This is a genomic window from Mycobacterium sp. IDUB_21, from assembly GCF_055419425.1.
Map to the genome: position 1 here is coordinate 1 of NZ_JBVAXQ010000025.1, position 13911 is coordinate 13911.

Annotated in this window: 12 protein-coding genes and 1 pseudogene; 7 read left to right on the plus strand and 6 right to left on the minus strand. The window is 64.2% G+C overall.

Going from position 1 to position 13911, the window contains the following annotated elements; all coding sequences use genetic code 11:
* Positions 1 to 218 precede the first annotated feature (218 nt).
* A complete protein-coding gene (istA, locus tag ACZYY4_RS22875) occupies positions 219 to 1736 on the plus strand; it encodes an IS21 family transposase (protein ID WP_463812316.1) in 1518 nt (505 codons plus the stop codon).
* Positions 1733 to 2509, plus strand: a complete 777-nt coding sequence (locus ACZYY4_RS22880) for an ATP-binding protein (RefSeq protein WP_463812317.1) — start codon at positions 1733 to 1735, stop codon at positions 2507 to 2509. The genes istA (ACZYY4_RS22875) and ACZYY4_RS22880 overlap by 4 nt, the downstream gene beginning before the upstream one ends.
* On the opposite strand, the gene ACZYY4_RS22885 is transcribed toward ACZYY4_RS22880, so the two are convergent.
* Both ACZYY4_RS22885 and ACZYY4_RS22890 read right to left on the minus strand, forming a co-directional pair.
* Positions 2493 to 2915 carry a hypothetical protein gene (locus ACZYY4_RS22885; RefSeq protein WP_463812318.1) on the minus strand — a complete coding sequence of 141 codons (423 nt, stop codon included), beginning with the start codon at positions 2913 to 2915 and terminating at the stop codon, positions 2493 to 2495. The two genes, ACZYY4_RS22880 and ACZYY4_RS22885, sit on opposite strands and share 17 nt — an antisense overlap.
* A complete protein-coding gene (locus ACZYY4_RS22890; protein WP_318996503.1) occupies positions 2912 to 3202 on the minus strand; it encodes a transposase in 291 nt (96 codons plus the stop codon). The genes ACZYY4_RS22885 and ACZYY4_RS22890 overlap by 4 nt, the downstream gene beginning before the upstream one ends.
* A gap of 45 nt (positions 3203 to 3247) precedes the next feature.
* On the opposite strand from ACZYY4_RS22890, the pseudogene ACZYY4_RS22895 reads away from it, so the two are divergent.
* A pseudogene (locus ACZYY4_RS22895) lies at positions 3248 to 3601 on the plus strand (carboxymuconolactone decarboxylase family protein); the annotation flags it as partial.
* A gap of 31 nt (positions 3602 to 3632) precedes the next feature.
* On the opposite strand, the gene ACZYY4_RS22900 reads toward ACZYY4_RS22895, so the two are convergent.
* Both ACZYY4_RS22900 and ACZYY4_RS22905 read right to left on the minus strand, forming a co-directional pair.
* Complete coding sequence (locus ACZYY4_RS22900; protein WP_052537336.1) at positions 3633 to 4181, minus strand: hypothetical protein; 549 nt, start codon at positions 4179 to 4181, stop codon at positions 3633 to 3635.
* Positions 4182 to 4360: 179 nt separating this feature from the next.
* Positions 4361 to 5230 carry a metal-dependent hydrolase gene (locus ACZYY4_RS22905; protein ID WP_105387184.1) on the minus strand — a complete coding sequence of 290 codons (870 nt, stop codon included), beginning with the start codon at positions 5228 to 5230 and terminating at the stop codon, positions 4361 to 4363.
* Positions 5231 to 5332: 102 nt separating this feature from the next.
* Between ACZYY4_RS22905 and ACZYY4_RS22910 the strand changes: the two genes are divergently transcribed.
* Positions 5333 to 5974: a TetR/AcrR family transcriptional regulator gene (locus ACZYY4_RS22910; RefSeq protein WP_011895470.1), complete on the plus strand. Its 642-nt coding sequence runs from the start codon at positions 5333 to 5335 to the stop codon at positions 5972 to 5974.
* A gap of 91 nt (positions 5975 to 6065) precedes the next feature.
* On the opposite strand, the gene ACZYY4_RS22915 is transcribed toward ACZYY4_RS22910, so the two are convergent.
* Positions 6066 to 6707: a TetR/AcrR family transcriptional regulator gene (locus ACZYY4_RS22915; protein WP_463812319.1), complete on the minus strand. Its 642-nt coding sequence runs from the start codon at positions 6705 to 6707 to the stop codon at positions 6066 to 6068.
* Between the two features lie 373 nt (positions 6708 to 7080).
* On the opposite strand from ACZYY4_RS22915, the gene ACZYY4_RS22920 reads away from it, so the two are divergent.
* Positions 7081 to 10167, plus strand: a complete 3087-nt coding sequence (locus ACZYY4_RS22920) for an MMPL/RND family transporter (protein ID WP_463812320.1) — start codon at positions 7081 to 7083, stop codon at positions 10165 to 10167.
* A gap of 248 nt (positions 10168 to 10415) precedes the next feature.
* Here ACZYY4_RS22920 and ACZYY4_RS22925 read toward each other — a convergent pair whose 3' ends face one another.
* Positions 10416 to 11375 (minus strand): Fic family protein, encoded by a 960-nt coding sequence (locus tag ACZYY4_RS22925; protein ID WP_463812321.1) that lies wholly within the window; start codon positions 11373 to 11375, stop codon positions 10416 to 10418.
* Positions 11376 to 11486: 111 nt separating this feature from the next.
* On the opposite strand from ACZYY4_RS22925, the gene istA (ACZYY4_RS22930) reads away from it, so the two are divergent.
* Positions 11487 to 13004 carry an IS21 family transposase gene (gene istA, locus ACZYY4_RS22930; RefSeq protein WP_463812316.1) on the plus strand — a complete coding sequence of 506 codons (1518 nt, stop codon included), beginning with the start codon at positions 11487 to 11489 and terminating at the stop codon, positions 13002 to 13004.
* A complete protein-coding gene (locus ACZYY4_RS22935) occupies positions 13001 to 13777 on the plus strand; it encodes an ATP-binding protein (protein ID WP_463812317.1) in 777 nt (258 codons plus the stop codon). Before istA (ACZYY4_RS22930) ends, ACZYY4_RS22935 begins: the two co-directional genes overlap by 4 nt.
* Positions 13778 to 13911 lie beyond the last annotated feature (134 nt).

A 13911-nucleotide genomic window follows, 5' to 3' on the forward strand; every position in this document is an offset into this window, starting at 1 on the left:
TCTGTCGGCGGACATGAAAAAATGCCCACAGGCGGACATGAAAATGCCCATTCGCGGCCAATAAGACCTGCCCACCGGCGGACACGAAAGTGCCCGCTGGCGGCCATGAATCTGCCCAGACCTGTTTGATGCCGTGCGGCGCGTCAGCGCCGTGGCGGCCTCTCCTGCGGTTTCGATGTCGATGTCCAGTCGAGCCGAAAACCGCAGGAGAGACCTACGTGAAGTCTGACGGAGAACTCATGGAAATACTCAATGCCTACGACCTGACCGGGTCCTACCGGGCCGCGGCCCAGTTGTGCGGGTGCTCGCATCACACCGTGAAGAAAGCGGTCGAAGACCCCAACGCCGGGTTGCCGCCGGCGACGCGGCGGGCGCGGATGATCGACGACTGGTGCGACCTGCTGGAAGCCTGGGTGTCTGATTCGAAGGGAAAGATCCGCGGCGATAAAGCCCACGACAAGCTCGTCGCGTTGGGGTATACCGGCACCGACCGCACCACCCGACGAGCCTTGGCCGAGATCAAAGCCCAATGGCGACTGGGCAATTCCCGGGTGCACCGGCCGTGGATCACCGAGCCCGGACTGTGGCTGCAATACGACTTCGGCGACGGCCCCCTGGTGGCCGGGCGCAAAGTCGTGCTGTTGGTGGCGTGGCTGGCGTGGAGCCGCTACCGGGTGGTGATCGCGTTGCGCGACCGCACCGCACCGAGCGTGTTCGCCGGGCTGGATCGCATCTTCCGCATCGTCGGTGGCGCCCCGACCTACCTGCTCACCGACAACGAGAAGACCGTCACCACCGGGCATATCGCCGGCGTCCCCGTTCGCAACCGCGCCGCGGTCACCTTCGGCCGCTACTACGGCATCTCGGTATTGACCTGTGAACCGGCTGACCCGGCGTCCAAAGGTGGGGTGGAAAACGCGGTCAAACTGGCCAAGGCCGACATCGTTCCCACCGAGACGAACCTGCTGGGCCAGTACGACTCGTTCGCCGACGTCGAGGCCGCGTGTGCAGGGTTTAACGCTGAGATCAACGCCCGGGTGCACCGCAGCACCGGCCGCCGTCCGGTCGAGATGCTCGCTCAGGAACGGCCCGCCCTGCACTCGATTCCCGATCTGCCCCACACCGCCGCGTTGGGGGTGACCCGCCGGGTTCCTGACAACACCCCGATGGTCACCTTCGAGCATTGCCAATACTCTGTTCCGGCAAGACTATTGGGGCAGACGGTGTGGATCCGCCACCACGCGGGCACCGACGAAGTGGTGATCTGTGCCCTCGATGACCGCGGTCCTGTCGAAGTGGCGCGTCACCGCCGCGCGCAACCGGGCAGCCCCGCCATCGACGACGCCCATTTCCCCGAGCACCGGGATAAGGTTCCCGGGGACTACCGGGTGCGGGCCCGCACCGCCTCCGAGCAGACATTCCTGGCCCTGGGCCCGGGCGCAGCAGTCTGGCTCAAAGAAGCCGCCGCCGTCGGCACCGAACGGATCCTGCAGAAGATGGCCCACGCGGTCGAACTGTCCGCGTTGGCCGGCCGCGCTGATGTCGACTGGGCTTTGGGGCATGCCGCCGTGCACGGCCGCTTCGCCACCGGCGACCTCGACTCCATCCTCGCGGCCAAAGGCCTGGACCTGACGCGTCGCGGCGCGGGCGAAAACACCTCGCTGGCGCAAGGCACTGGTGGATGGAATCTGTTCGGCGCCACCATCATCACCACCGGCGAGGCGGGCACCGCATGACTACGACGATCGCTGCGGCGCAGTTGCCGGCCGAGGTGGAATCGTTGATGCGGGCGCTGCGGTTGCCGCACGCCCGGGCGATCGCCGCCGATGTGCTGGCCACTGCCCGCGCGCAACGCTGGGACCCCACCGAGGTGATCAAAGCGCTGCTGACCGAAGAAGCCGCTGGCCGAGCCCGCTCCATGCTCGCTGCCCGCCGCAAAGCCGCCGGCTTTCCCACCGGCAAAACCTTCGATGCGTGGGACCCGGGCGCCTCCTCGATCCCACTGCCCACCCAGCAAGCGTTGCAGACCCTGGAATGGATAGGGCGCCGGGAGAACCTGGTGGTCTGCGGGCCCGCCGGCACCGGTAAGACGTTCTTCCTCGAAGCCCTCGGGCAGAAAGTCATCGAAGCCGGGATGCCGGTGGCGTGGTTCACCCTCGAGCAGATCGGGGTGCTCGTGCGGGCGCACCGCGCTGATGATTCCCTGGGCAAGGCGGTAGCCAAGATCGTGCGTGCTGAGCTCGTGGTCATCGACGACGTCGGACTTCTTCCGGTCGGAGCCGATGCCGCTGAAGGGCTCTACCGCATCGTCGAGGCCGCCTACGAACGCCGCTCGGTGGCGATCTCGTCGAACCTGCATCCGAGCGGATTCGATGACCTGATGCCCAAGACGTTGGCCACCGCGACCGTCGACCGGCTGCTGCACCACGCGCACCTGTGCCAAACCAGCGGCGACTCCGTGCGCCTGGCCCAAGCCCTGCACGGGAAAGGAGTCAAACCCTTGAGCTGACAACGGCCACACCGACCAGTGGCGGACACACCCTCATGGGCAGATTCGTGTCCGCCACTGGGCAGTTCTTATTGGCCACCAACGGGCAGTTCTCCTGTCCGCCCACGGGCAGTTTCAGCTGTCCATTGACAACCGTCTTCTCCGAGACTTGCCAGCCCAGATCACGCAGGTCAGCGACCAGCCGCGGCGAACCATGCAAACCCTTGGCCTTGGCAAACGCCTCAGCCACCGCGGCGTCGAGCTGCGCGCGGCGCCGCTCGGTGGCGGTGTGCAACCCATCGGCGGACTCAGCACGGGTGATCCACTTGTAGAACCACGACACGCTCACACCCAACAGCACACACGTAATCGTATGCGGCACACGGTATTTGGTCCTCTGGTCGGCGATGAAGCGTGCCACGCTCACTTCGTCGCCTCCTTCACCCACAGGACCACTGATCGCTTGAGGACATCACGCTCCATCCGCAGCTCAGCGTTCTCGCTGCGCAGGCGTTTGAGCTCCTCGACATCGTCGCGGGTCAACTCGCCCCGGCCCTCCCGAGCCTCGCGGTCCTGGGCCACCCAATTGCCCAAAGTGCCCTCGTGGATCCCCAGGTCCCGCGCCACCGCAGCGATCGACTTACCCGTCTCACGCACGATCCGAACAGCCCCCTCACGGAACTCCCGGTCGTACTTCTTCCGTTTCTCTGACATCGCTACTCCTTATAGCTGATGCCTCCACGGTCTCGGGGGAATGCCGTCACTGATTCGGTCTATGAGTGGACGCAACACTGGAGGGTTGCCCGCTTGCTCGATGTGCCCGAACGCGACCTGCTCGGGGTGCGCGACTGGCAGAACGCCGGCCACTTCGGCGAAGCCGAGCGGGCGGTACTGGCGGCGACAGACGAGACGTTGCGTGACGGCACCATCTCGGATGAAACCTGGGCTGAGTGTCAGCGCGCGTTGCACGGGGACCCGGCCGTCCTCGTCGAACTCGTCGCCGCGATCGGGAATTGGAGATTGTTCTCAGCGCTGCTGCGGTCCTTGCACGTGCCGCTAGAAGACGGCCTCGAAGGATGGCCCCCTGACGGAGTTCGACCCTCCGTTGACTGAAGGGTGATCGGCTCGCCATGTCGACTCCGTGCTATGACTCTGCCCCTAGCACCTGTTGGTCGGGATCTGACGATGTCGAACGGTCGGGCGGTTGCATCTGCAGACGGCGATTCCACCACCGAGGATTGCGCCGGGCCTGAAGACTGAGCCGACGGAATTCCATCCGCTGCAGTCGAAGGAGAACTGGAACACCCAGCAGCGGGACGATCGCACCACGGACCGCACCTCGGCGACCATTCTCCAGCAATCCGGCTACAGCACTGAGCCCCGAAATGTAGAGAATACCGTTGTAAGGCACCAGGATTGGGCCGCATAGTCCTTCGCACTCGGACAGGCTTGGCACACCAAATCTCCAGCGCTTCGGCCAGTGTATGAAGTGAGCCAACACGGTCGTCAGGAACAGGCCGTTCACAACACCGAGGACAGCCTCGTGACGCTTATCGGCACGTTCCGCCATGCGAAGTACTACTGCGGTGCTCATGCCCCAACCCGTCGCTGCCGGCACCGGACCAATCACCGACGCGAACGGCATCGCAACTCCGGACAGCAATTCGTAGAAGACATGCGCGCTCGCTGACACGGCGCCAACTTGTGTGCAGATTTGCCGGGACGTCTTCGGACGCTGACGGGACGGCGGTAATGGCCCTTCCGCCCGCATCAGCGGAATGCCTGAACGCGCGATGCGGCCACGGCGCAACGCACTTCTTCGTGAAGAGGTCGTTCCATATGGCGGCTTTCACCACAAAAGTACTTGTCGACCTACACGTTACTCCGTAGCTGTTGGCCGCCATCGGCGTCGAAGAGTTCCTTGGTCCAACGTTCGAGGATTTCTGCGCTATCCCAGTCGTCGGGATGGAACCCGGCGTGGGTGTAGGAACGGAAGCGCTCAATCGCTGCTCGGCTGAACAGCGGGTTATGACGGAAGGCTCGAAGGCTGCGCAGCAACCGCACCGGGTTGTAGGCGGCACGATCGCCGGCCAGAGAGCGGGTGGTCTGGATGACCAACTCGGTGAACAATAGGAGACTGGCGATCCGCATTCCCCAGACCCTGGTGCGTTCGCTTCCACCGACAGTCTCGTAGACATCGAAAGCGACGGCCTTGTGCTCGCATTCCTCCAGTGCGTGCCAAAGCAGAATCGGCCGCACCTCGGTGTAGCCGATCAGTTCTTGAGCTTCGTCGCTGGTGAGAATGATCTCGGCGAATGTCGCCGTGTAGTGCTCGAGGGCTGCCGTCACAGCCAGGCGCATCTTGGGAGAAAAACGCTTCTCGAGTCGGCCAACCAACTTCTTGATATGCCGATCGATCCCCTCGGTGGGATAGCCCATCGCTTGAAGGCGATCGTTGAGCAGCCGATGCTGGTGCCGGTGGGTGGCCTCTTGAGCGATGAATCCCTTGACCGCCTCCTTCAGGTCAGCGTCGCTGATGTGGTCCCGGTACTCGCGGACTGACCGGATGAAGAAGTCTTCGCCTTCGGGGAACGTGGCCGACAAGGTGGACACAAAGTGGCTCATCACCAAGTCGCCATCGACGAAGTGCTGCCGACTGGTCCCAGCAGGCATGTCGAATCGGACACGGCGGGGCTTCGGGACGACCCGCGTGGTGGGCCGTGTGGACGAATCGTCGCTCATGTTGTTCTCCTGTTGTCATGGGCACTGATGATCTGACTTTACGCCTAGTCAGAATTAGATGGCAAGCTATGCGTTGTGCGATCGGTGCGGGTGTACAGCGGGATGTCCGCCGAGGAGCGTCACCGGAACAGGCGCACGCGTCTCATCGAGGCCGCGATGGAGTTGATCGGCACGCACGGCGTTGCCGCCGCCACGGTGACTGCCGTATGCGCTGAGTCCGGCGTGACGTCACGCTACTTCTATCAGCATTTCCCTGACAGAGACGCCCTCTTGCGAGCTGTCTACCAGCAGCTCTACGCAACCTTCCAGGAGGTGATAGTTGACGCGATCCCCGATGCCGGCGCCCCACCCGAGGTGCTCGCGTACGCGCCGATCCGCGGGCTGGTCAGCATGATCAACAATGATCCTCGACTGGGTCGGATCTTGTTCGTGGAATCTGCAACGGAGCCGCTGCTTCGGGAGTTACGCAGCGACATGATGACCGGTTTCACCGACCTCGTATTGCGTGAGGCCAGACTTCACCTTGACATCGCCGACTCCGCAGTGGGCGTTGCCCATTTGGCCTCGACATTGGGTGTGGGTGGGTTATTCGAAGTCTTGCGCCGCTGGCTCGACGGAGAACTCGAGTTCACCACCGATGAACTCGTTCAGCACTGCGCAGGTTTCCTGGGCAGCCTCGGCAGCTATGTGCTGCTGCAGAACGCAGTCGAGTCGGCCACGACCAAAGCCAAACCTCAGAGTTAGCTTCTGGCGCCTCCCGGCCGCGCTTCGCGAATGTCGAGGTGCCTCCGCTTGCTTCATTCCGGACTGAACACATGAACGCCGCTGTACAACATTAGAGGCCAGCGTCGTCGACCAAATAACGTTCGGCGAGCGTCTCGGCAAGCCGACTCGTGTGCTCCACGATCTCCCCCTGGATGACGTCAAGCAAACCTGCATGCCATGCGGTGATCAATTCGACGAAGCCACCAACGGCCACCAGTGTGTCCATCCGAAGGGCGGTTTCATCGGCTTCCGGCCTCAGGTGTGGCTCACTGGCTGCGATCACCAGGTGTGTCGCCTCCTGCAGTGCGACAGCGCGCCGATCCTGAAGCGGGGAACTGCCCACGTGTTGAGCCAGTAGAATCTTCGCCCTGCCCGGATCCTCTGCAATCCGGTCGACGACCGCGGCGATGGTCACGCGGATGGTCTCCATCGGCGGCTGCCCGATGCGTTCTGCGAGCGTCGCAGAAACCTCACCGAGCATCTCGTTGCGCACGCCGTCCCATGCAGCGACAAGTAACTCGTCGCGGGTCTTGAAGTCTTCGTAGAAGTAACGGTCGTTCAGGCCGGTTTTGGCGCACACTCCTCTCATCGTGACTGCTGGCCAACCGCTTTCACTCCAGATTTCCGTCGCGGCATCAATGAGGCGCTGACGGCGCTCCGCCCGGCGTTCAGCACCGGTACGCCCGCCCCATCTCTTCGACCGCGTCCGCACATGTCCATCTTGGCAAACCACAGTAGGTCGCAACACTTTGGTAGCATCCGCCCCCAATGGGGGCGCGTGCCACCATAGGACTCCGCGGAGGGCAGCGATTGACGATCAGAACGCTCAAACTTCGAGTTCTCAGAGACGTGGCAGCGGCTATCGTCATTCCCGCCCCCAGCAGTGATCGTGCGGCACTGGCGACGGTGGCGGTAGGAGGCGCCCTGCACGCCGTGCAGGTATTCGCGGCCGACTGGCCCGCTGCAATCCCGTAGGGAGTCGACTCATGACGCTCTTGAGCGAGGCCCCCACCGGTCGCCGTCACCACTTGCACTACGTGCGGTAGCGTACCGATACCGGCAGTATCGCTACCAGTGGAGGCCAAGTGACCGACGGCAGTGCAGATGCCCCAAGCCAGGCCAAGCGGCCTGGTCGGCGCGCCAACGGATCCACCGATCCGGCCGACACTCGCGAGTACAGCGAACGGTTGGCGACCCTGGCCCGGTTCACCCTCCGACACAAAGCGCTCGTCATCGGGGTATGGCTAGGCGCCGCGGTGGTTCTCGCGCTGCTGTTCCCACAGCTGGAAACCGTGGTGCGCCAACAGTCGGTGGACCTCATTCCTCGCGACGCCCCGTCCTTGCAGACGGTTGACCGCATGAGCGCCGCGTTCGGCGAAGAAGGCTCGAAAACCATGGTGTTCGTCGCCATGGAAGACCCCACTGGCTTGACTCCAACTGCACGGCAGCGCTACGGCGAACTCGTGCGCCGGTTGCAGGCCGAGGGCGACCACGTCCTGCTGGTGCAGGACCTGCTGGCCGATCCGATTACCGAAGCTCAGGCAGTCAGCGCCGACCGCAAAGCCTGGTATCTGCCCGTCGGTGTCACCGGCACCCTCGGAGACCCCACGGCAGCCGAATCCTTGAACGCGGTGCGCGACATCGCCGCGGAGGTGTTCACCGGATCGACCACGACCGTCCAAGTGACGGGACCACCGGCGACCTTCAGCGACATGATCGCCTCCGCCGAGCACGACCTGCTGTTGATCTCGATCGCTACCGCCGGCGTGATCGCCCTGATCTTGCTGATCGTCTACCGGTCAGTGTTCACCGCGCTGTTGCCACTGCTGGTAATCGGGTTGAGCCTGGCGGTTGGGCGCGGCGTGCTATCCGCCCTCGGCGAGATGGGCATGCCGGTCTCCCAGTTCACCGTCGCATTCATGACGGCGATCCTGCTCGGCGCCGGAACTGATTACACAGTTTTTCTGATCAGCCGGTACCACGAGCAGCGCCGCGCCCAAGTACCCGCCGATCAGGCGATCATCCACGCCACCGCCAGCATCGGGCGCGTCATCCTGGCGTCCGCCGCCACCGTGGCACTCGCGTTCTTGGCCATGGTCTTCGCGCGGCTCAGCGTCTTCGCCGCCCTGGGCCCCGCGTGCGCCATCGCCGTGCTGTTCGGATTTCTGGCGACCGTCACCCTGCTGCCACCCGTGCTGTCGCTAGCCGCCAAACGCGGCATCGGTGAACCCAAATCCGATCGCACCCGCCGCTACTGGAACAGCGTCGCCGTCGCCGTGGTCCGCCGTCCGGTGCCACTGCTGATCGTCAGCCTGGCCATCCTGCTCGCCCTATCGGCAGCCGCTGCGACCATCAAAATCAGCTACGACGACCGCAAGGGACAACCAGACACCACGGCCAGCAACCAGGGCTACCAACTTCTGGACCGCCACTTCCGCAAGGACGTCGTCATCAGCGAGTTCCTCGTCGTAGAGAACCCGACCGACATGCGGACCGGGAGGGGGCTGGCCGATCTCGACGAGATGGCCTCTCGCGTCTCCCAGATCCCTGGCGTCACCAGGGTGTCCGGAGTCACCCGCCCCACCGGGGAGCGCCTCGACCAAGCAGAACTGGCCTGGCAGAACGGCCAGATCGGCGACAAAATGGCCGGCGCGGTCGCCGAGGGCAACTCACGCAAAGACGACCTCGCCAAACTCACAGGCGGCGCCGACCAGCTCGCCGACGGCCTCGCCCAACTCGATGGCACGGTGCGCACCGCCCTCGCGCCACTGGCCGGAATCCTCACCCAAGCTCAATCCGCGGGAACTCAGGTCAACCAGTTCCGCCCGCTGCTGCAACAACTTTCCGCCACCGCCCCCGCCGTCGACCAAGCCATCCAATCCGGCCCAGGACTGCGACCGCTGGCCAACCAGGCGCAGAACGCGATCACCCAGCTCGATCCACTCGTGGGCGCGCTCAACACCTCACCGTGGTGTGCCGCCACCCCGCAGTGCGCCCAAATTCGTGACCAGGTGAAGATTTTGGTCAGCCTGCGCGACAGCGGATTCTTCGACCAGATCGCCGACCTCGGGGACCGCTACGATCCCGCGACCAATGCCACCGTTGGTGGCACCCTCGCCAACGTCCAGAACGCAGTCGCCTCGCTGGACAAGGCATTCGGAGCCCTGGGTGATCCCGACGACCTGGCCACCAACCTCCGCCGACTACAGGAGGGAATCGGACAGCTGGCCTCCGGCGCTCAAGCACTCGCGACCGGTGTCCGCACCCTCGCCGACAGCAACATCGAAATGCTGTCCGGTATGAGCCAGATCGCCACCCAACTACAGAATTCCTCACGCGCAGCGGCGGACTCCGACTCCTCGAGCGGTTTCTACTTGCCCGCTAATGCATTCGAGAACCGGCAATTCACCGATGTTGCCAAGCAATTCCTCTCACCGGACGGCAAGACCGCGCGGTTCATGATCGAAAGCAGCCACGACCCTTACAGCGTCGAAGCCATGGAGCTCGCCAGCCGCATCACCGACACCGCCAACACCGCACGACCCAACACGTCGCTCGCCGACGCCACCGTATCCGTCGCCGGCTTCCCCGCCGTCAACTCCGATATCCAACGATTCCTATGGGCCGACTTCGCACAACTGGCCGTCGCCACCATAATCATCGTCGGCGTCATCCTGGTCCTACTGCTGCGCGCACTCCTGGCGCCGCTCTACCTCTTAGGCACCGTCGTGCTCAACTACCTCGCCTCGCTCGGCATCGGCGTTGTGGTATTCCAATGGGGACTGGGCTACGAAATCGCTTGGCCCGTACCATTACTGGCATTCATCATCCTCGTCGCCGTCGGCGCCGACTACAACATGCTGCTCGTCTCACGGCTCCGCGAAGAATCCGGGACCAACATCCGCGTCGGCGTCCTGCGCACCGTGGCAAACACCGGAGCCGTCATCACCTCAGCTGGTCTGATATTCGCCGCCAGCATGTTCGGCCTCATGGTCGGCTCAGTCGCCATCATGATCCAAGCCGGCCTCATCATCGGCTTCGGATTGCTGCTCGATACCTTCCTCGTGCGCACCCTCACCGTGCCCGCCATCGCCACACTGTTACGCGAAGCCAGCTGGTGGCCCACCAAAGCAACGCGGACCCCAGTAGCGGACACCGCCACGCAGAAATAATGAGCAACGCGCTACTAGTGGAAGCGAGGAATGCGAGGAACGCGAGGGCCATTCGCAGCCGTGATCTTTGGTTACGGATCCGTCGTGATCTGGCGTTGCAAGCCCGTCGAGTAAGCGTCCATGAACTGCTGCAGCTTTGCGTTCAGGCGCCGCGCATAACCGACTGGATCGTCTTGGTAGCCCACCTGCGTAGGGGGTCCGACCAGCCGTTCCATGCCAGTGAATCGCGCCAGCACGCCGACGAATGCTCAGTATTCTAGAGCCGCGAGCACACCGTCACACTGAAATATTCGGTCGTACCGGCCCGAAGTTCGTTGGCGCAGAATTCCTTTGTCCACCAATTTTGTGATGGCGGTGTTCGCTGCCTGGTAGGAAACACCGTGCAACGCTGCCGCAGCCGACGCCGTGATCATCGGGTAACCGATCAGGTCGTCAGCGATCCTGAGCGAGACCCCTTTGGCTCCGCGCAAGATCACCTGAAATTCCTCACGGAGCGCCAGGAGCTTGTCCACTCGCTCAACGACTTCCAAGGCCTCGGCATGGATGGCCGCGGAAACGAAGCACACCCAGCTGTCCCATCCACCGGTCTGCGACACGCGCAACAATCCGTCCTGATACTCGGTGCGGTGTTGCTCCAGCCACGGTGAGATGTTCAGGACCGGAAAACGCAGTTCACCAGCACTCATCAACTGCAGCGCCATGACGAGACGCCCCAGCCGGCCGTTGCCGTCATGAAACGGGTGCAAGGTCTCGAACTGATAGTGCGCGACCGCTACTCGGATGATCGTCGGTATTGCGCTGGGTTCCCGGATCCAGTCCTGCCACAGCCGCAACCCGTCGAGCAGCCGATGATCAGCCGGAGGCGGCACGAACCGAGCCGACGTGACACGCCGATTGCCGAGTCCGATGAAAACCTGAGTGGTGCGGACGCTGCCCGCGTGCGAGCCATCACTGGCGGTCCCACGCAGGAGTTCGCGCTGTAAATCCTCGAGCATCCGAACCGATATCGGTTGCCCTTCGGCCACGAGTTCGTATGCCCGCTCAGCTGCGGTGACGTAGTTCCTGACCTCACTGACCGAACTGGTGAGCTCCTCAGCTTCGAGTGTCGGCGGACATGAAAAAATGCCCACAGGCGGACATGAAAATGCCCATTCGCGGCCAATAAGACCTGCCCACCGGCGGACACGAAAGTGCCCGCTGGCGGCCATGAATCTGCCCAGACCTGTTTGATGCCGTGCGGCGCGTCAGCGCCGTGGCGGCCTCTCCTGCGGTTTCGATGTCGATGTCCAGTCGAGCCGAAAACCGCAGGAGAGACCTACGTGAAGTCTGACGGAGAACTCATGGAAATACTCAATGCCTACGACCTGACCGGGTCCTACCGGGCCGCGGCCCAGTTGTGCGGGTGCTCGCATCACACCGTGAAGAAAGCGGTCGAAGACCCCAACGCCGGGTTGCCGCCGGCGACGCGGCGGGCGCGGATGATCGACGACTGGTGCGACCTGCTGGAAGCCTGGGTGTCTGATTCGAAGGGAAAGATCCGCGGCGATAAAGCCCACGACAAGCTCGTCGCGTTGGGGTATACCGGCACCGACCGCACCACCCGACGAGCCTTGGCCGAGATCAAAGCCCAATGGCGACTGGGCAATTCCCGGGTGCACCGGCCGTGGATCACCGAGCCCGGACTGTGGCTGCAATACGACTTCGGCGACGGCCCCCTGGTGGCCGGGCGCAAAGTCGTGCTGTTGGTGGCGTGGCTGGCGTGGAGCCGCTACCGGGTGGTGATCGCGTTGCGCGACCGCACCGCACCGAGCGTGTTCGCCGGGCTGGATCGCATCTTCCGCATCGTCGGTGGCGCCCCGACCTACCTGCTCACCGACAACGAGAAGACCGTCACCACCGGGCATATCGCCGGCGTCCCCGTTCGCAACCGCGCCGCGGTCACCTTCGGCCGCTACTACGGCATCTCGGTATTGACCTGTGAACCGGCTGACCCGGCGTCCAAAGGTGGGGTGGAAAACGCGGTCAAACTGGCCAAGGCCGACATCGTTCCCACCGAGACGAACCTGCTGGGCCAGTACGACTCGTTCGCCGACGTCGAGGCCGCGTGTGCAGGGTTTAACGCTGAGATCAACGCCCGGGTGCACCGCAGCACCGGCCGCCGTCCGGTCGAGATGCTCGCTCAGGAACGGCCCGCCCTGCACTCGATTCCCGATCTGCCCCACACCGCCGCGTTGGGGGTGACCCGCCGGGTTCCTGACAACACCCCGATGGTCACCTTCGAGCATTGCCAATACTCTGTTCCGGCAAGACTATTGGGGCAGACGGTGTGGATCCGCCACCACGCGGGCACCGACGAAGTGGTGATCTGTGCCCTCGATGACCGCGGTCCTGTCGAAGTGGCGCGTCACCGCCGCGCGCAACCGGGCAGCCCCGCCATCGACGACGCCCATTTCCCCGAGCACCGGGATAAGGTTCCCGGGGACTACCGGGTGCGGGCCCGCACCGCCTCCGAGCAGACATTCCTGGCCCTGGGCCCGGGCGCAGCAGTCTGGCTCAAAGAAGCCGCCGCCGTCGGCACCGAACGGATCCTGCAGAAGATGGCCCACGCGGTCGAACTGTCCGCGTTGGCCGGCCGCGCTGATGTCGACTGGGCTTTGGGGCATGCCGCCGTGCACGGCCGCTTCGCCACCGGCGACCTCGACTCCATCCTCGCGGCCAAAGGCCTGGACCTGACGCGTCGCGGCGCGGGCGAAAACACCTCGCTGGCGCAAGGCACTGGTGGATGGAATCTGTTCGGCGCCACCATCATCACCACCGGCGAGGCGGGCACCGCATGACTACGACGATCGCTGCGGCGCAGTTGCCGGCCGAGGTGGAATCGTTGATGCGGGCGCTGCGGTTGCCGCACGCCCGGGCGATCGCCGCCGATGTGCTGGCCACTGCCCGCGCGCAACGCTGGGACCCCACCGAGGTGATCAAAGCGCTGCTGACCGAAGAAGCCGCTGGCCGAGCCCGCTCCATGCTCGCTGCCCGCCGCAAAGCCGCCGGCTTTCCCACCGGCAAAACCTTCGATGCGTGGGACCCGGGCGCCTCCTCGATCCCACTGCCCACCCAGCAAGCGTTGCAGACCCTGGAATGGATAGGGCGCCGGGAGAACCTGGTGGTCTGCGGGCCCGCCGGCACCGGTAAGACGTTCTTCCTCGAAGCCCTCGGGCAGAAAGTCATCGAAGCCGGGATGCCGGTGGCGTGGTTCACCCTCGAGCAGATCGGGGTGCTCGTGCGGGCGCACCGCGCTGATGATTCCCTGGGCAAGGCGGTAGCCAAGATCGTGCGTGCTGAGCTCGTGGTCATCGACGACGTCGGACTTCTTCCGGTCGGAGCCGATGCCGCTGAAGGGCTCTACCGCATCGTCGAGGCCGCCTACGAACGCCGCTCGGTGGCGATCTCGTCGAACCTGCATCCGAGCGGATTCGATGACCTGATGCCCAAGACGTTGGCCACCGCGACCGTCGACCGGCTGCTGCACCACGCGCACCTGTGCCAAACCAGCGGCGACTCCGTGCGCCTGGCCCAAGCCCTGCACGGGAAAGGAGTCAAACCCTTGAGCTGACAACGGCCACACCGACCAGTGGCGGACACACCCTCATGGGCAGATTCGTGTCCGCCACTGGGCAGTTCTTATTGGCCACCAACGGGCAGTTCTCCTGTCCGCCCACGGGCAGTTTCAGCTGTCCATTGACATTC

What these genes read in the sequence shown, in the direction of transcription:
- ACZYY4_RS22880 (WP_463812317.1), top strand. Translation starts at nt 1,733, where the DNA reads ATGACTACGACGATCGCTGCGGCGCAGTTGCCGGCCGAGGTGGAATCG.
- ACZYY4_RS22890 (WP_318996503.1), bottom strand. Translation starts at nt 3,202, where the DNA reads ATGTCAGAGAAACGGAAGAAGTACGACCGGGAGTTCCGTGAGGGGGCT.
- ACZYY4_RS22905 (WP_105387184.1), bottom strand. Translation starts at nt 5,230, where the DNA reads ATGAGCGACGATTCGTCCACACGGCCCACCACGCGGGTCGTCCCGAAG.
- ACZYY4_RS22910 (WP_011895470.1), top strand. Translation starts at nt 5,333, where the DNA reads ATGTCCGCCGAGGAGCGTCACCGGAACAGGCGCACGCGTCTCATCGAG.
- ACZYY4_RS22925 (WP_463812321.1), bottom strand. Translation starts at nt 11,375, where the DNA reads ATGGCCGCCAGCGGGCACTTTCGTGTCCGCCGGTGGGCAGGTCTTATT.
- ACZYY4_RS22935 (WP_463812317.1), top strand. Translation starts at nt 13,001, where the DNA reads ATGACTACGACGATCGCTGCGGCGCAGTTGCCGGCCGAGGTGGAATCG.